The sequence below is a fragment of the Amycolatopsis sp. NPDC104863 genome (assembly GCF_055582965.1).
The window spans coordinates 198,764-215,864 of sequence record NZ_JBVJOW010000003.1; the positions used below are offsets into that span (position 1 = coordinate 198,764).

Below are 17,101 nucleotides of genomic sequence, written 5' to 3' on the forward strand. Positions count from 1 at the left end.
ATACGCAGGAGAGACAAAAGACGCGCCACCCGCACCCCCCCCCCCCCCCCCCACCCCCCTCCCCCCCCCCCCCCCCCCTCCCCCCCCCCCCCCCCCCGGGACCTCATGACGTTTCCACTCCGCTCACCGCTTCTCGAATACTCCGTCGCGGGTCGGTCGCCAGGATCTCCCGGACCTGCGTGTGTTCCGGCCGATCGGTGAGGGAATCGGCCAGACTTGCTCGGACTATCCGAGCGGGATCACGCGCCAAGGACAACCCGGGCTCCGGTTCTTCAGGCGCCTGAGCCCACAGCACGGCGGCCAGCGCCCTGACATGTTCGCTGACGTGGGTCGCCAAGAGAGCCGGTGGCAGGTCCTCCGCCGACGAATCCAGAGTCAGCAACGTCCGGACGATGTTCTTCACGTCGATCTCGTCCGGGCGGCCGAGCAGGCGGATCGCGTGTTTCCGGACCGCTGCCCGCTGCTCCGCTGTGTCCGCCAAGTAGGCACAGGCTTGGACAGCCCCATCGGCTGTCGTGCTGGGACCCATGTCGACCCGCATCGCACTCAACGGATGCCTCATTCCCGCCATCAGCAGGTCATGCGCGCCGAGGGCCTGGTCCCCGCCGGTCAAGGGAAACACGGCGTCGAACGCGCGCTTGCGTTCTCCGGGGGGTAAGTCCGGCGCGAGGCCGGCCAGCTCGGCCAGGGAATCCCGGCGGTTGGTCATTCCCGTTGCGGGGTCGAGAGAAGACCGCAGCAACGCTGACACGACCTCACTTCTCAGTCCTTCGTCCAGAAAAGCGGCGGAATGAACCAGCGACGCGTCGTAGCCCCAGATCGACATGACGCCGGGCTTCGGGCGTTCGCGATCGATGAACGCTCGTGCCGCGGTCGCCATGTGCTCGCGAGTCCGTTCGGTGGCGACGCCGATGGCGGCGAGGATCGAGCGCGCCCACCGGTTTCTCGCTTCGGCGGGACCGGTCAGCACAGCCTCGGCTCGCTGTCGGTGCTTCTGCAGAACCGGTAGTCCCGGACCCAGCGCTCGTTCACCGAAATGCTGACTGAAGATCGCACCTTCGAGCAGTTGCCGGATTGCCGAGTCGGCCAGGTCGGCGTGCTGTTCTGCGATACCGAGCAGCAGCCGTGAGTGATCACGATCCGTCAGCCGGTACCGGTTCTCGTCGCTGGGCAGCCACGGTTCCGTCGCGGTCAGGACCCGACGTGCCTGGGCCTCGTTCAGCTGCGAACAAAGCGCCGCGAGGACCGTCGTGCCGCGCTCGACGAGATAGCTGAAGAAGGTAGGGCGCGGTCCGCCGCCTTCGATCAGGTCCAGCGCAACGGTGATCCAGGCCCCTGCGTCTTCCTCGTCGAGGAGGTCGGCTACGACCGCTGCGACTTCCAGAGCTGCGCCCAGCTGACCAGCGGTGCCACCGCCGACCGAAACCGGCCAGCCGAGCGGTGCTTCCGGAAGGGCGGCTGCCGCTGTCGCGGCTCTCTTTCCAGCCTCCCCTCGGACCAGTTCTCGCAGGCCTGCGACGGGCTCGCCGTTGTCCTTCAGCACGGCGCCGAGCCGTCCCGAAGTCTCGTTCTCCCCGACGAGGTCGGCCCGGATGCAGGCCTTCCACCGCCATTGCGTGAGCAGCCTCACGGCGCTGCGGCCCTTGCCTTCGGTCAGGCTGCGGAGCGCTCGTTCTTCGAGCATCGGGCTGCCGGGGAGCTGATGTGACACGCTGCCGTTGCGCAAGTGCTGGGCGAACGGGTGCTCCGTGTCGCCGGTTGCGAACAAGGCGCCGCAGCGGGCTCGGAGTCCCCTGAGCGAGTAGAGCCAGTCGGCAGCCTCTTCGTTCATCCGTTGGGTGAGCGCCTGCGAGATCGCTTCCTGGTAAGTGCGAATTGCTCCGGCGAAGTCGTCCGTGAACGACAGGCAGCGCGCCTCGCGGGCGAGGATCCACGTTCGTTGCACAGGCGTGAACAGGCGAGCTCGATCGTGCAGTTCCGTCCATTCCCCGGTGACATCGGCAACACACATGCTCAGCCGTACCACCAGAGCCTCTTCGGGCGAACCGCTCGGGTGCAACGGAAGAGACAGGGGAACCAGCCGTTCGAGGCGCTCCTCGAGCACGTCGTGCTCTCGTTCCGCGATCGAGTGTTCGGCCAGGAACACGGCCGCCTCCAGCAAGTAAGGATCGTCTTGCCGCAGCGCATCGAAGGAAGCCGCGAGTTCGCCGGCGCCGAGCAGTCCGGTGAGGACGCGCTCGGCAGCCCGGGCGGCGGCGATTGCCCGGCCGAACCCGCAATCGCCGGCGTGCCCCTCGTCCGGTCGTTCGAACAGGGGAAGCCTTTCCGTGGTGTCCCCGATCTGGTTCATCGACGTCCACATCAGGCCGAGGCGGACGTCCGCGCCTTCGTCGAGGCAGCCGGCCTCGTCCAGTGCTTTTGCTTGTTTTGACCGGAGGTCTCGCGCATGCACGTCGAAGCCCGCTTGGACGAGGACTTCGGCGGCCCTGCCGTAGCGACCCGCGGCCCCCAGCGGATCCGTCTTCGCCATCTCGTCGGCCTCGGCGCACTCGTGGTCGATGCCGAGGTGGCGCAGCGGTCCCCGGTTGACGGCGTCGGCCAGGACCTCGTGGTCCGACGGCAAGGCTTCCACCGGAGCGGACTGTGCGGTTGTCGAGTACTTGCTCCGGAACTCGGCCACCGACCGGCGGATCATCGGGGCGACGGACTGCGCGAACGCGGGTGTCGTGCCGGCCGCTTCGAACGCCGCACGGACGTCGTCCTGCCGCAGTGGAGGGATCCGCAGTGGTTCGGAGGGCAGGTTGCGGCCGGGACCGGTGGGCAGCAGAACGTGGTGGCCGCGCTCGATGGCCGCATCGATGTCAGGGTCGTCGTACCGAGGTACCAGGACGCACGGGCGCGCAACGGCGATGCACCGTGACCAGGCTTCGGCGTCGAACACCAGGATGGTCCGCAGATCCTGCCGCACTTCGACCGAGAAAACAGCGGCGATGAAGGCCAAGGTCAGTTCCTCGGACTCGCCCTGGACGACAGTGGACGCTGCCGGTCCTGCCGGCAGCTGCCGAACGGCATCAACGGCCGCCGAACGGCCGGCCAGCAGGACAGCGGCCGGCAGCGCCGGCTCAGTCTGCTTCGACCACTCCGCCCACCAGGCGGTGAGCTCCTGGCTTCCGGGAAAGCGGCCTGCTGCCAGTTCGGGGACTTCGTGGATCAGCTCGGTGACCACGCGCTCGATGTCCTGGGGTGTGCTTCGCCGGTTGATCGGGCGATATTGGCGGTCGAGGAGGCCCCGGATGTCGTCGGGCAGCTGCTCGCGCGCCGGCATCGTCGTGTTGACCAAGAGCGGAACGACTCGCTTTCCCGCGGTCAGGGCGAGCCGGATCTCGCGACGGACCCAGTCTCCCTCAGCATGCAGCTTGCCGAGGTTGACCTCGTCCAGCCAGCGGTCTCCGATGACGACGATCAGCACCGAGCAGTGCGCGATCGCCTGTTCGATCTCGTCGGCGAACAGGCTGCCGGCGGGCGCCTCCTGCGAAACGTGAAAGACCTCTTGCTGGCCCAGCTTCGCCTTCAGGTGCTCCGCCAGCAACGCCGCGAACGCCGCCTCGTCGCCGACCCGGTAGTTCACGAAGACGGTGCCTTCAAAGGCGTTCATCAAGTCTCCTTCGGCTCCGGACGGATCAGCTCATGGTTCACGACCGGTGTCCGGCCGCGCCATGCTACGGGCGAGTAGGCAACGGGAAACACCTGTCCCTCACCAGGAAACCCCAGGAGACTCGGCGAAGCTCGTCCACGGCTCTCGAAGGAGTCCGCTGTGTACTCGAAATCGCATTCCCGGTCGTTGCAGGAAATCCGGCGGCAATGCTTGGTGGTAATTGCCGCCTCCTCTGTCGCGCTGGAGGGCTGGAGGCTTTCCGGCGACCTGCCGGACCGTGCCCTGACCTGGACCGAGCTGGTCGAGCTGGCACAGTCGGCGACGACTTCGCCGGAGGCCAAGGCAGCGATCTGGGCGGAAGCCGTCAGACTTGCGCAGACGGACCCGCGGTCCTGGCTGCCGGCGGCCGTGGCATTGATGGTTCCGCAGTTCCTGTTCGCGGTCAGGAAATCAGCCGAAGAAAACGGCCTGGACCCCGACGACGTTGCGGGAGACCTCGTGGTCGGGTTCCTCGAAGACCTACGGGGAGTCGATCCCGACATGCGGAGGCTGTCGGCTCATCTCAAGCGCCTGACCAAGGCGAGGGCGACACGCCCGTTGGACGGTCGCACCGCGGGGTACGGAGCCGTGCCGGCAGTACGTGCGGTCCCGTTGACACCTCCGGCCGGTCACATCGACCTGGTGCTCGCCGAGGCGGTGGCGCACCATTTCCTGACCCGTGCCGAAGCTGAACTGGTGGCCCGAGCGCACTTCGAAGGTCAGCCCGTGTCCGTCGCGGCTCGGGAGCTCGGTTTCCCGCCAGGACAGGGACCGACGGCGCTGCAGCACGCCGGGCGCAAGTTGATCGAGTACCTCGGGTGCGCGGCGAACTGGTCTGTCCGTACCGGGCGTGGGCGTTAGCGAGCCGGCTGCAGGGCCAGGCTCAGTGCCGGCTCGAGCGCGCGCACTTCGGAATGACCGTGCCACCGCCGGAGAGTCTTGGCCAACAGGTGGAGATCGGAGCGAATGGTCGCGGAATCGATGCGTGCTGCGTCGGCGACGATCGCACGCGTCAGTGTGCAGGCCTTGTCCAGTTCACCCGATGCCGCGCATGCCAACGCCCTTCGCGCGCCGAAGCGGGTGCGTGCGCGGACCGCGCCGGGCAGAATCCGGGGTACTTCCCGGTCGAGGATCTCGGTGGCCGCTCGCGGTCGGCCCAAGTCGTACAAGCACCACCCGGTCACCACGCCGACCGGGTCCGAGACGTGCGCAGTGCCGATCACCGGCCCTGACGGCCGATCCGCCGACGCGAGCGCCAGCTGTTCGCGTGCCCGGTCGAGAGCCCGCATGCAGGCGTCGTAGTCGCCGGCCAGTGCGTGTCCTTGCGCTTCTCGTTGGGCGGCCAGGCCCAGAATGCGGTGCGGTACACCGCGTTTTGCCTGCGCTTCGCGGGCGAGTGCCACGGTGGCCGCGGCGTCTCCGCGGTAGAGCGCGATCAGGCCACGCCGCACGAGCGCATAGCTCGCCACATGGTGGTCGCCCGCGGCGGCGGCGACTTCAACCGCTTCGTTTGTCCACCACACGGCTTTGTGGTCGTTCCCGGATTCCTGAGCCATCCACCCCGTGTATTCCGCCACGCGCGCGGCGAGGGTCGCCAGGGGGAGGGGTGGCGTGCCGCCACTTCGGCCGATCAGCGCACGCAGAGCGTGCGCTTGGGCCGTCACCATGGGAAGAACCGCGGCCGGCGAGGCCACCTGTCCCAGCTCCCGTAGCCCCGCGAAGATCTCGAGGTGACTGGTGAGCTGGTCAGCGGTCTCGACCGGACTGTTCCGGCGAATCGAACCCGGCCGATCGGACTGGCGCGACATCCTGACCAGAGTGGATTGCCAGGCTTCTTGGCACGCCGCCGGTTCCGGGAGACCTTCCGGAACCGGCGGGGAGACCAATGACGACAACATCCCCTTCGCGTCGAGTTCAACGTCGCAACGACGTGCGAAGAGCACGGTGGGGCGCTGGTGCCCGTTCTCGATTTTGCTTAGGTGACTACTACTGTAGTTGAGGCGGCGGGCGAACGCGTTGAGCCCCAGGCCGCGCTTCGTCCGCAGGACCCTGAGTCGTGGACCGAACTCGTTCGGAAGACCCGATGCGACATCGTCGTTCTCGATGTCGTCCGCCATGGTTCCTCCCGGGCGCTGGATCGGTCACGCGGATGTTAGGGGAGGCCGTTCCGCCGTTGTTCGGTTTTTCGTGCCATCACCCGCTTGCCGCAGACGATTCGCGCGCCCGGGTGAACCGGTCACTCCCGCCAGCCGGACAGCTCCACGCCCTTCGCGACATCCACCCGATAAGACAGCGTCACCACGCCCGTTTCCCCAGGCGCCAACGACAACTGCCACGTGAACTCACCCAGCGCCGACGTCTCCACCGGATCCGGCGACGTCTTCACGTCCCGCACCGTGATCGTGTCGTCGCGGGACACCGGCGCCTGGTCCAGCACCGTCACCGTCGCCGGACGCGGCCCGTGGTTGCCCACCGAAATCCGGTACTCCGCTTCACGCCGTTTCTGCCCCGACAGCGTCGCCTTCGAAGCCGTGCGGCGGACCAGCTCGCGCTCGATCCGGATCCGGTCGTCGACGCCCAGGGCCAGCTCGAGGTCTTCGCCCGGCGCCCACGCCTCCAGCACCGTCGTCCCGACGAACTCCGCGTCGTGGAACACCGAAGCGCGCCCAGGCCGCAGCGCGTGCTCCGACGTGTTGACCACCGTCGCGCGCAGGTACGCCTCTTCGGCCAGCACCGGCGCCGTCACGTAACCCAACGAGGCCGTGAGCGAAAGCTGCGCCAACGTCGTGCGGTGGCCCTGCGCCCCCGACGGGATCTCCACCGGGCGCGAAGGCCGGTACGTCACCGCCGTCGTCCCCTGCTCGACCGCGGCGAACTTGGGCGCCATCGCCGCGAAGCGCATTCGTGAACCCTCCGGGACGCCGCCGCCGGAACCGCCGTACGCCGCCGCCGGGGCGGCTGGGACCGGGTGGACGCGGTCCAGGTACCACGGGGACAGCTCCGGGACCACCACCGAAACCGCCGGCCGCGCCGTCGACAGCGCCAGCTCGCACTCCGGCCAGTCCTCACCCGTGTGCTGGGTGACGAGCCCGTACGACAGCACCGTGACTTCGGTGCCGCGCACGCGGATGTCGTACCCCGGCTCCCAGCTCGCTCCGGGGACCACATAGGACAGTTCCAGCTCGGCCGACCCGGCCGGGTCCGAAATCTCCAGCTCCACCACGACCGACGTACTGTCCTCTTCGGACCGGGTGCTGTGGGACTCGATCCGGCGGTCGAGCGCCGCCAGGTCCTCGCGCAACCGCGTGATCCGATCCGAAAGAACCCGCCGGGCCTTCAACGCCGAGGCCAGCCGCGAGCCCAGCGCGTCGGTCACCTCGCTGACGCGTGACGGCTCCGCGGTCCCGGCGGCCAGCGCCTTCGCGAAGCTGCCGCCACTGCGCTTCGCGAGCGAAGTCAGCAGATCCACCTTCATCGCTTCGGCCGCTTCGTCGTCGACGACGCCGTCGAGCGTGGCTTGGTCCGCACGCCGTTGTTCGACGAGCTCCCGCAACCCCGCGTCGGCCGGCGCGGCGTGCCGCTCGGTGCGCACGTCGACGCCGGTGATCAGCGCGGGCCCGGTCCCGGTGACGCGCACCGAGCCCGCGTCGAGGGCCAGGGGGAGCCCGGCGAAGGTCAGGCGCGGCCCGCCGTCGAGCGGGGCCTTCCCCCGGCGGGTGATCCGGGCCTGCTGCGGGTAGACGGTCACGGCTGCGATCGGCGCTTCCACGGTCGGCATGCCCCCGACGTTAGTCGCTTGACACCCCCTCGGCCCGGACGGAAGTCTCGACAGGTCGTCCGCTTCGCCCGGCTTGGGGGTTTGAGTGAAAGCCGCACGAACCGCAGTCCTGCTCCTCACCTTGGCGGTCCTGCCGCTGACAGCGGTCACCGCCGAAGCCGCCGATCCGCCCGGCCCGGTCTTCACCGGCGGCCAGGCGCAACCGGTGTTCGACCCCGCCGACGTCATCCGCGAGGACGTCTGGGTCACCGCGCCGGTCGACAGCGACCACGACGGCGCCGACGACCTCGTGCACGCCCAGGTCGTGCGCCCGCGCGCGACGCAGCAGGGCCTGAAGGTCCCCGTCGTCTACCAGGCCAGCCCGTACTACGCCGGCGGCAACGACGTCGCGAACCACGACGTCGACGTCGAGCTGTCCGCACCCGGCTACGCCCGCGAAGCCGAAGGCCCGCGCGTCGCCGCGCACGGCGTCGGCCCGGCCGCCCCGATCACCTGGCGCTACCAGGACTACTTCACCGCGCGCGGCTTCGCCGTCGTCTACGGCGAATCGCTCGGCAGCGGCCTCTCGACCGGCTGCCCGACCACCGGGGACGTCAACGAGACGATCGGCGCGCGCTCGGTCGTCGACTGGCTCAACGGCCGCACGCCCGCCCGGGACGCCGCCGGCGCCGCCGCGAAGGCCGACTGGAGCACCGGCAAGACCGGCATGATGGGCGTGTCCTACAACGGGACGCTGCCCAACGCCGTCGCCAGCACCGGTGTCGAAGGCCTCGAGACGATCGTCCCGATCGCGGCGATCTCCAGCTGGTACCAGTACTACCGCAACGACGGCGCGGTCGTCGCCGCCGGCGGCTTCCAGGGTGAGGACGCCGACGTGCTCGCCGAGTACGTCTACACCCGCGCGGACCGGCAGGTCTGCCGCTCGGTCATCGACGGGCTGACCCGCGACCAGGACCGCGTGACCGGCGACTACACGCCGTTCTGGGACGTCCGCAACTACCGCAACGACGTCGCGAAGGTGCACGCGTCCGTGCTCGCGGTGCACGGCCTCAACGACTGGAACGTCAAGACCGACCAGGTCGCCGAGTGGTACGAAGCCCTGAAGGCCCACGGCGTCGAGCACAAGATCTGGCTGCACCAGTCCGGCCACGCCGACCCGTACTCGCTGCGGCGCGACGTCTGGCTCGCAACGCTGAACAAGTGGATGTCGCACTACCTCTACAGCGTCGACAACGGCATCCAGAACGAGCCGAAGGCGACGATCCAGCGTGAAGACCTCTCGTGGGTCGACGAAGCCGACTGGCCGGCGCCCACGACGGCCGACGTCCGGGTCTACCCGTGGCCAGGCGGCAAGGCGAAGGGCACCATCGACACGCGCAACCCGGTGCCGGGCTCGTCGACGGTCGAAACCCTCGCCGACGACTCGTCGAAGACGATCGAGCAGCTGGCCGGCCTCGCGTCTTCGGGCAACCGCCTGCTGTACGCGACTTCGGCGGCGAAGCAGTCCGTACGGCTTTCGGGGACCGCTCGTGCCGACCTGGCGCTGGCGTTCGACCGGCCCGCGGCGAACGTCTCGGCGATCCTGCTCGACCGCGCTCCTGACGGCACGTCCCACGTGATCAGCCGCGGCTGGACCGATCCGCAGAACCGCACGTCCCCCGCCCGCACCGAGCCGATCACGCCGGGCCAGACGTACAAGATCGGCGTCGAGCTGATGCCGAAGGACTACGTCCTCGCGGCGGGGCACCGGCTGGAGTTCCTGCTGGCCTCCAGCGACCACGACTACACGCTGCGGCCGAGGCCGGGCGCGGGGCTGGCGCTGGATCTGACGAAGACGTCGGTGACGCTGCCGGTGACGGGAGGCAAGCCGGCCCTGCGAGCCGCGTTCGGCTGATGCTGCCCGCGCACCTCCACGCCGACGTCCGGACGTTGTGGGACTACCACGACCTGCGGCACCCGTTACGTCGGTCGGACGTCGGCATCGGGCTCGGCAGCCGTGACCCCGGCGTCGCCGTCCACACGGCGGAGCTGTTCCACGCCGGACGGTTCCCGCTGGTGGTCTTCACGGGCGCCAACGCGCCGACGACGGTGGACCGCTTTCCGCGCGGCGAAGCGGTCCACTACCGCGAGATCGCACTGGAGCTCGGCGTGCCCGACGAGGCGATCCTGGTCGAGCCCGAGGCCCGCAACACCGGTGACAACATCACGTTCACCCGCCGGCTGCTCGACGAACGAGGGCTTCCGGTCCGTTCGGTGACGCTGGTGTCCCGGCCGTACCAGCAACGTCGTGCGTACGCGACGGCGAAGCGGCTCTGGCCGGACGTCGACATCGTCTGCGCGGCGACGGCGGTCTCGCTCGAGGACTACTTGTCCGGCAGCGAGGACGCCGAGCGGGTGATCGGCATGCTCGTCGGCGAAACCCAGCGGATCACCGAGTACGCGGCGCGCGGGTTCGCGATCCCGCAGCGGGTCCCGACGGGGGTCGAGCGGGCGTTCGGCCGCCTGGTCGACGCCGGGTTCACCCAGCGGCTGATCCCGGCGGCTCAGTCCGCGATGCCCGCCCGGTAGGCGAAGGCGACCGCCTGCGCGCGGTCGCGCAGCCCGGCCTTCGTGAACAGGTGGTTCACGTGGGTCTTCACGGTCGCCTCGCTCACCACCAGGGTCCGCGCGATCTCGGTGTTCGACAGGCCCGCCGCGATCAGCCGCAGCACCTCGATCTCCCGCGCGGTCAGGCCTTCGACCTCCTTGACCCGCTTGGGTGTGCTGCGCGTGGCCGCGTCGACGAGCCGCCGCTGCAGCTCGCCGTCCACTGTGGACTGGCCGGCGGCGGCCGAGCGCAGCGCCCTGGCGATGGCCTCGGCGTCGGCGTCCTTGGTGAGGAACCCGCGGGCGCCGGCGCGCAACGCGGCCAGCAGCGACTCGTCGTCGGCGTAGGTGGTGAGCACGACGACTTCGGTGCCCGGGTGCTCGGCGCGGATCCGTTCGGTGGTCTCGACGCCGTCGCAGCGCGGCATCCGCAGGTCCACCAGCACGACGTCGGGATGGTGCTCGGCGACGAGGTCGAGCGCGGTGAGCCCGTCGGCGGCGGCGCCGACCACCTCGACGCCGGGCAGCAGCCCGAGCAGCGTGACCAGGCCTTCCCGGACGACCGCCTGGTCGTCGGCCAGCACGACCCGCAGGCTCACGCCGGCACCGTCAGGTGAATCCGCCATCCGTCCTCCCCCGGCCCGCTTTCGAGCTGTCCGTCGAGCAGCGCGACCCGTTCGCTCATCCCGCGCAAACCGTAGCCTGCCGCGGGCGCGTCCGGCGGGCGCCTGCCCTGGCAGTCCGTGACGGTGAGCGCGACGGTTCCGGCGCCGAAGTCCAGGGTGACGTCGACGTCGGCCTGCGCCGCGTGCTTGCGCGTGTTGGCCAGCGCCTCCTGCACCGCGCGGACCAGCGCGGTGCCGACCGCCGCGTCGAGCTCCCGCGGCTCGCCCTCGACCGTCAGGTCCGCCCGGGCTCCGCTGTCCAGCCGGTACGCGGCCAGCAGGTCCGCGATCGTGCGTTCGACCGGGACCGCGTCCTCGCGCAGCGCGGCGACGGCCTTGCGGGCTTCGGCGAGGCCTTCCGAAGCGAGCTTCTGGGCGCGTTCGATCTGCGCGACGGCGTCCGGGCTCGCCTGGTCGCGCACCATCATGAGCCGCGCGCCCTGCAGGTTCAGCGAGAGCCCGGCCAGCGAGTGCGCGAGGACGTCGTGCAGCTCGCGGGCGATCCGGGCGCGTTCGGCCAGCGCCGCCGCGCGGGCGTGCTCCTCGGTGGCCGTCTGCGCGCGGGCCAGCGCCAGCTCGGTCTGCTCGACCCGGGCGTTGCGCGTCCGCCGGTTCAGCCCCATGAGCACGATCACGGCGAGGACCGCATAGGTCGACAGGGCACTTTCCCAGACGTCCTGGCGGGCCACCCAGACCGTGGTGATCAGCGCGGCGTCCAGCACGACCGCCAGCACGACCGGCACCGCGGACTGCCGCAGCACCACGAAGAACGTCGTGCTGAACATCGCCACCGTCGCCCAGCTGCCCGGCAGGACCACCCACAGCGCACCCGCGCTCGCGATCACGGCGAGCGAGAGAACCGCCGACAGTGTCCGGGCCCCGAGGTCGGCGATCCACGGCATCGGGGTCGCCAGAACGAGGGTGATCCCGATCAACGCCCAGGCGAGCGCGTTCGCCCGGGGCATCGCGGTGACCATCGGCACCGCGATGAGCCCCCAGCGCAGCCAGCCCTGCGCCGAGGGGAACGGGAGTCGTCGGGATGTCATTCTTCGGTGTCCTCCGCGGGGTCCTTGTACGGAAAATGTACCGACGCGGGCTTCCCTTCGTGGTGTCAAGCTGTCCCGTTTGTCAGGAGGTTCCCCCATGTCCAGGTTGCGACGGCTCGCCGTGTTCGCCGCCGCCGCGGCGCTGCCCGCGCTCGGCCTCACCCTCTTCGGCCAGGCCGCCGCGTCGGCCGCGCCCAACTTCCAGGTGCCGTTCAAATGCGGCGTCACGGTGACCGCGGCGACGTTCAGCGGCCACAGCCCGGAGTACTCCGTCGACTTCCAGAAGTCGGGCATCACCGGGATGCCGGTGCTGGCGGCCGCTTCGGGCACCGTGACGCGGGTGGCGAACGAGGGCAGCACCAGCTACGGCAAGTGGATCGAGCTGGACCACGGCGGCGGCTGGCGCACCCGGTACGCGCATCTGTCCGACCAGGAGGTCTCGGTCGGGCAGTCGGTGGCCGGTGGCAAGGAGATCGGCAAGGCGGGGGCGACCGGCGGGGTCACCGGGCCGCACCTGCACTTCGAAGAGCGGCTCGACGGTGTTGTGCAGAAGGCGAAGCTGAACGGCGTCGCCGTGCCGTACTACGGCCACACGGACTTCACCAGCAAGAACGGCTGCGGCGGCAACCCGTACTCCGCCGAAGAGGTCTGCGGCGCCGGCTTCTCCGTCGTCGACCAGCAGGCGCTGGCGAACTCGTCGGGCACGGCCTACCTGCTGTACAACGCCTCGACGAAGGCGAACTGCGTGACGACGCTGAAGGCGACGTCGCTCGGCACGGCCAGCCCGGTTTCGGCGTTCCTCGAGGTCCAGGGTTCGGCGCGGACCACCGACTCCGGCAGCTTCACCTACTACGCCGGGCCGGTGAAGAAGACCGCCGAAGCGACCTGCGTGAAGTGGGGCGGCTCGGTGGGCAGCAACACCTACGAAAGCGGGTTCGAGCACTGCGGCTGAGCGGGACCGTCCGGTGGGGCCGGGCAGCATAGCCCGCCCCACCGACAAGAACCCGCCGTCCGGCCGGCTCCCGCCCGGTTCCGTCCACATCGGTCCCGGCGATCCACAGATTTGCCGCCACCGCCCCAGCCGGCCCCGTGCTGCCCCACGCTGGAGGCATGACCACCGCCACCCCGGCCGGCCGCACGCCGGTCGACCTCACGGAGCCCGCCCAGCTGCTGGCCGCGCTCCCGTACCTCGTCGGGTTCCGGCCCGAACGCTCCGTCGTCCTGCTCGGCCACCGGGCCCCGGCGGGCAACCGCCTGGGCCTGGTGCTGCGCGGCGACCTCCCGCGCGCCGAGCACCGGACCCACCAGGCCCGCGCGCTCGCCCCGAAGTTCGCCACGGGGGAGCACGCCGGCGTGACGCTGGTGATCGTCGGCGGCCGGCGAAGACCCGGCAACCCGCCACCGCACGCGGGCTTCGTCGACGAACTGGCCGAAGCGCTGGGGGAGTTGGGTCTCCCGGTGCTGCACGCGATGTGGGCCGAGGAGATCACCGAAGACGCGCCATGGGGCTGTTACGCCGACGAGGAGTGCGGCGGCACGCTGCCGGACCCTCGCGCGACCGTGGCGGCTGCGGCGGCCACCGAGCGCGGCACGGTGGTGTTCGCCAGCCGTGACGAAGTCTTGGCCCTGCTCGCCCCACGGTCGCCGGAGGCGCTCGACCGCCGTGCTTCCCGGCTGGCGCAGCTGTCTTCGCTGCCCTGGCCGGAGGCGAGCTGTGTCTCCGACGCGGCGTCGGAGATCCGTGCGGCGTTCGAGCGCCAGCTCCGCGACGACGGACCCCCGACGGACGAAGAAGCCGTCCTCCTGGCCTGTGCGCTGACGATCCCCGAGATCCGCGACGTGTGCCTGGCGATGGCGGTCCCACCCGACGTGCCGGCGGCCCGCGAAGCCGAGCGCCTCTGGCTGACGCTGGTCCGCGAGCTGCCGGCCCCGGAACGCGCGGAACCGGCGGCCCTGCTGGGGTTTTCGGCCTTCATGCGCGGCGACGGCACCTTGGCGGGCATGGCCCTGAACATCGCGCTGGAAGCCGCGCCGGGCCACGTCCTGGCCACCCTCCTGACGAGGGTGCTGAACCGGGGCACCCCGCCGGAGGTGCTGCTGGGCCTGACGCTGGCCGCCGCCCCGGGCCTCACCGGCTTCGGCCTGGAGCCCGCGGACCTGGACGCCTGTGAGACGTCCTGAGGCTCAGCACCATCGCGCACGCGCCGTCGGAAGACGGGCAACGTCTCGTCGTAGCGGCGCGCCCGAGCGCTCAGCCCCGGGCGGTCTGCCGCGACTGGGCGAAGGCCCAGGCGTCGCGCACGATGTGCGTGAGCTCGGTGCGTTCCGGCTTCCAGCCCAGCTCTTCGCGGGCGCGGTCGCTGGCCGCCACGAGCACGGACGGGTCGCCCGCGCGGCGCGGGGCCACCGCCGCCGGCACCGGGTGCCCGGTGACCTCGCGGCAGGCCTCGATCACCTCGAGGACGGAGAAACCGGTGCCGCTGCCCAGGTTGTAGATGCGGTGCTCACCCGCGGTCGCGTGCTTCAGCGCCAGCTGGTGGGCGTCGGCGAGGTCTGCGACGTGGATGTAGTCGCGGATCGCGGTGTGGTCGGGCGTCGGGTAGTCGTCGCCGAAGATCTGGATGCGCTCGCGGTCGCCCGAGGCGACCTGGAGAACGAGGGGAATGAGATGGGTTTCCGTGGTGTGGCGCTCGCCGAAGGCGCCGTACGCGCCCGCGACGTTGAAGTAGCGCAGGCTGACCGCGGCCAGGCCGTGGGCGACGGCGAAGCTGGTGATCGCGGCGTCGATCGCGAGCTTCGTGGCGCCGTAGGTGTTGGTCGGCTGCGTCGGCGCCGACTCCGGGATCGGCGACTGCTCCGGTTCGCCGTAGGTCGCCGCGGTCGAGGAGAACACGAGCCGGGGCGTGCCGTGCTCGTGCATGGCCTCGAGCAGCCGCAGCGAGGTGACGACGTTGCCTTCCCAGTACTTCGCCGGCTCCGCCATCGACTCGCCTACCAGCGACTTCGCCGCGAAGTGCAGCACGCCGTCAAAACCCTCGCGCAGCAGGCTGCCCGCCACCTCGGCGGCGTCACCCTCGATGAACCGCGCGTCCGGGTGGACGGCGTCGGCGTGGCCGGTGGACAGGTCGTCGACCACGGTGACCTGGTGCCCGGCCTCGATCAGCCGGGCGGCGCAGACACTGCCGACGTACCCTGCTCCGCCCGTCACGACCAGCTTCAGGGCGTTGCTCTGCTCCGACACATCCAGGCCTTCCTGCCGAGGGTGACTGTGCGCGACAGTCTTCCCCTAGGGCGACGCGCGGGTCCGGGCGGGGGTTGCCCCACGCGGACCCGCGCGGCCTCAGAGCTCGTCGCGCCCGGCGCCGCGGGAGGGGACGGCCGTGAACATCCGCGGCCGCCGGTAACCCGCCTTCTCGTACGCCGCTTCGACGGCCGCCTTGACACCGTCGAGGTCGGCGTCGCGGACCAGCGCGATCGCCGAGCCGCCGAAACCGCCGCCGGTCATCCGGGAGCCGAGGGCCCCGGCCGCGCGGGCCGAGTCGACCGCGAGGTCCAGCTCGGCCGTGGAGATCCGGTAGTCGTCACGCATGCTGACGTGCGAGGCGTCCAGGTACGGGCCGATCTCGGCCAGCCGCCCGGCGCGGAGCAGCTCGACCACCTCGAGCACCCGCTGGTTCTCGGTGACCACGTGCCGCACCAGCGGCGCCAGCTCGCCCGGCAGCCGGTCGAGGGCCTCGGCGAGGCCCTCGACGGTGACGTCGCGCAGCGCCTTCACCCCGAGCAGCTCGGCCGCCCGTTCGGTGCCGCGGCGGCGCTCGCCGTACCCGCCTTCGGCGTGCGAGTGCTTCGTGCGGGTGTCCATGATCAGCACCTGCAGCCCGGCCTCGGCCAGGCCGAAGGGCACCTGCTCCTGCTCGCCCGACCGGACGTCGAGGAACAGCACGTGCGACTCGGTGCAGCAGAGGGACGCCGTCTGGTCGAGCAGGCCGGTCGGCGCGCCGACGAAGTCGTTTTCCGAGCGCTGCACCCACCGGGCCACCTCGGGCCGGGGCGGGACGCGCTCGCCGGTTCCGTCGAGCTCCAGGCCGGCCAGGCCGAGCAACGCCAGCGACACCGCGCACTCGAGCGCGTGGGAGGAGGACAGCCCCGCCCCGGACGGCACGTCCCCGGCGATGACCAGGTTCGCGCCGGCCGTGAAGCCCTGGTCGCGCAGCACCCAGGCGACCCCGGCCGGGTACGCGGCCCACCCTTCGACCCGGCCCGGCGCCAGGTCGGCGATCTTGAGCTCGCCGGAGCGCTGGAGCTGGCCGTCGTCGCCCAGGGTGGCCACGGACAGCACGCCGTCCTCGCGGGGCGACGCCGCCGCGGCCAGGCGGTGCGGCAGGGCGAACGGCAGCACGAAGCCGTCGTTGTAGTCGGTGTGCTCGCCGATCAGGTTGACCCGCCCGGGCGCCGACCAGACCCCGGCCGGCTCGGCGCCGTGCACGGTGCGGAACGCGGCCGCGGCCTCCGAAGCCGGGCTCACCTGGCCTGCGCCAGGACGGCGTGCAGCGCGGAGCTGGCGACCAGGGCGGTGGTGTCCCCGCCGGTGACCTCGATGGTGGCGCCGTTGCCCTTGCCGATGGTGACCGTGCCACCCGGCACGATCCCGACCGACTTGAGCTCGGTCATCAGCGACTCGTCCAGCTGGACGTGCTCGGCGATGCGCCGGATCTCGACCCGGCCGCCGCCGGTGCGGGCGAACTCGTCCAGCCGGACGAGGTCGGCCTCGGCGGGCGGGGCGGGGTCGCCGTCGCCCAGCTTGTCCAGACCGGGGATCGGGTTGCCGTAGGGGGAGGTGGTCGGGTGGTCGAGCAGCTTGACCAGCTTGCGCTCGACGGCCTCGCTCATCACGTGTTCCCAGCGGCAGGCCTCGTTGTGGACGTGTTCCCACTCGAGCCCGATGACGTCGACGAGGAGGCGCTCGGCCAGGCGGTGCTTGCGCATCACCGCGATGGCCAGTTCACGGCCGTGGTCGGTCAGCTGGAGGTGCCGGTCGTCGGCCACCACGACCAGCCCGTCGCGCTCCATGCGGGCGACGGTCTGGCTCACGGTGGGGCCGCTCTGCTGCAGGCGCTCGGCGATGCGGGCGCGCAGCGGGACGACACCCTCTTCTTCGAGCTCGTAGATCGTACGCAAGTACATCTCGGTGGTGTCGATGAGATCGTTCACGCTGTCCCCTTCGTCCGCGTTGCTCATCGTAGTCGTTGGCCCCGACAGCGGCGGGGGGCCGTGCGGATACTGCGCCGACGGTTACCGATCCGACCGGCGGCCACGGCGGAACCCGCCACCG

The 17,101-nt window shown here is 70.9% G+C and carries 13 protein-coding genes; 5 read left to right on the top strand and 8 right to left on the bottom strand.

What is annotated here, in order from left to right; genetic code table 11:
• Positions 1-103: 103 nt before the first annotated feature.
• On the bottom strand, positions 104-3,655 hold the full coding sequence (locus tag ACZ63J_RS17580; protein ID WP_465403154.1) for a TIR domain-containing protein: 3,552 nt from the start codon (positions 3,653-3,655) through the stop codon (positions 104-106).
• A 159-nt stretch (positions 3,656-3,814) separates the two neighbouring features.
• Between ACZ63J_RS17580 and ACZ63J_RS17585 the strand changes: the two genes are divergently transcribed.
• Positions 3,815-4,555, top strand: a complete 741-nt coding sequence (locus ACZ63J_RS17585) for a hypothetical protein (protein ID WP_465403156.1) — start codon at positions 3,815-3,817, stop codon at positions 4,553-4,555.
• Here the strand turns inward: ACZ63J_RS17585 and ACZ63J_RS17590 are convergent.
• Together ACZ63J_RS17590 and ACZ63J_RS17595 are read right to left on the bottom strand one after the other, a co-directional pair.
• Positions 4,552-5,811: a helix-turn-helix domain-containing protein gene (locus ACZ63J_RS17590; protein ID WP_465403158.1), complete on the bottom strand. Its 1,260-nt coding sequence runs from the start codon at positions 5,809-5,811 to the stop codon at positions 4,552-4,554. The genes ACZ63J_RS17585 and ACZ63J_RS17590 overlap by 4 nt on opposite strands.
• 119 nt (positions 5,812-5,930) lie before the next feature.
• Positions 5,931-7,472: a mucoidy inhibitor MuiA family protein gene (locus tag ACZ63J_RS17595; protein WP_465403160.1), complete on the bottom strand. Its 1,542-nt coding sequence runs from the start codon at positions 7,470-7,472 to the stop codon at positions 5,931-5,933.
• Between the two features lie 85 nt (positions 7,473-7,557).
• Between ACZ63J_RS17595 and ACZ63J_RS17600 the strand changes: the two genes are divergently transcribed.
• Together ACZ63J_RS17600 and ACZ63J_RS17605 are read left to right on the top strand one after the other, a co-directional pair.
• On the top strand, positions 7,558-9,366 hold the full coding sequence (locus ACZ63J_RS17600) for a Xaa-Pro dipeptidyl-peptidase (protein WP_465403162.1): 1,809 nt from the start codon (positions 7,558-7,560) through the stop codon (positions 9,364-9,366).
• Entirely contained in the window at positions 9,366-10,040 is a 675-nt protein-coding gene (locus ACZ63J_RS17605; RefSeq protein ID WP_465338063.1) for a YdcF family protein, read from the top strand. The genes ACZ63J_RS17600 and ACZ63J_RS17605 overlap by 1 nt, the downstream gene beginning before the upstream one ends.
• Here ACZ63J_RS17605 and ACZ63J_RS17610 read toward each other — a convergent pair.
• Together ACZ63J_RS17610 and ACZ63J_RS17615 are read right to left on the bottom strand one after the other, a co-directional pair.
• Positions 10,016-10,657 (bottom strand): response regulator, encoded by a 642-nt coding sequence (locus tag ACZ63J_RS17610; RefSeq protein ID WP_465338062.1) that lies wholly within the window; start codon positions 10,655-10,657, stop codon positions 10,016-10,018. The two genes, ACZ63J_RS17605 and ACZ63J_RS17610, sit on opposite strands and share 25 nt — an antisense overlap.
• The gene (locus tag ACZ63J_RS17615; RefSeq protein WP_465403164.1) at positions 10,654-11,769 is read right to left on the bottom strand and encodes a sensor histidine kinase; all 1,116 of its coding nucleotides are present in this window, start codon (positions 11,767-11,769) and stop codon (positions 10,654-10,656) included. Before ACZ63J_RS17615 ends, ACZ63J_RS17610 begins: the two co-directional genes overlap by 4 nt.
• A 97-nt stretch (positions 11,770-11,866) precedes the next feature.
• Between ACZ63J_RS17615 and ACZ63J_RS17620 the strand changes: the two genes are divergently transcribed.
• Both ACZ63J_RS17620 and ACZ63J_RS17625 read left to right on the top strand, forming a co-directional pair.
• Positions 11,867-12,721 carry a M23 family metallopeptidase gene (locus ACZ63J_RS17620; RefSeq protein ID WP_465307766.1) on the top strand — a complete coding sequence of 285 codons (855 nt, stop codon included), beginning with the start codon at positions 11,867-11,869 and terminating at the stop codon, positions 12,719-12,721.
• A gap of 158 nt (positions 12,722-12,879) precedes the next feature.
• Entirely contained in the window at positions 12,880-13,950 is a 1,071-nt protein-coding gene (locus ACZ63J_RS17625; RefSeq protein WP_465403166.1) for a DUF4192 domain-containing protein, read from the top strand.
• A gap of 70 nt (positions 13,951-14,020) precedes the next feature.
• Here ACZ63J_RS17625 and galE read toward each other — a convergent pair whose 3' ends face one another.
• The 3 genes from galE to ACZ63J_RS17640 all read right to left on the bottom strand — a co-directional run bounded on the left by galE (position 14,021) and on the right by ACZ63J_RS17640 (position 17,007).
• Positions 14,021-15,010, bottom strand: a complete 990-nt coding sequence (gene galE / locus ACZ63J_RS17630; protein ID WP_465307762.1) for a UDP-glucose 4-epimerase GalE — start codon at positions 15,008-15,010, stop codon at positions 14,021-14,023.
• Positions 15,011-15,109: 99 nt separating this feature from the next.
• Positions 15,110-16,294, bottom strand: coding sequence for a galactokinase (galK, locus tag ACZ63J_RS17635; RefSeq protein ID WP_465403168.1), 1,185 nt, complete (start codon positions 16,292-16,294; stop codon positions 15,110-15,112).
• On the bottom strand, positions 16,291-17,007 hold the full coding sequence (locus ACZ63J_RS17640) for a metal-dependent transcriptional regulator (RefSeq protein WP_465307758.1): 717 nt from the start codon (positions 17,005-17,007) through the stop codon (positions 16,291-16,293). The genes galK and ACZ63J_RS17640 overlap by 4 nt, the downstream gene beginning before the upstream one ends.
• Between the last annotated feature and the right edge of the window lie 94 nt (positions 17,008-17,101).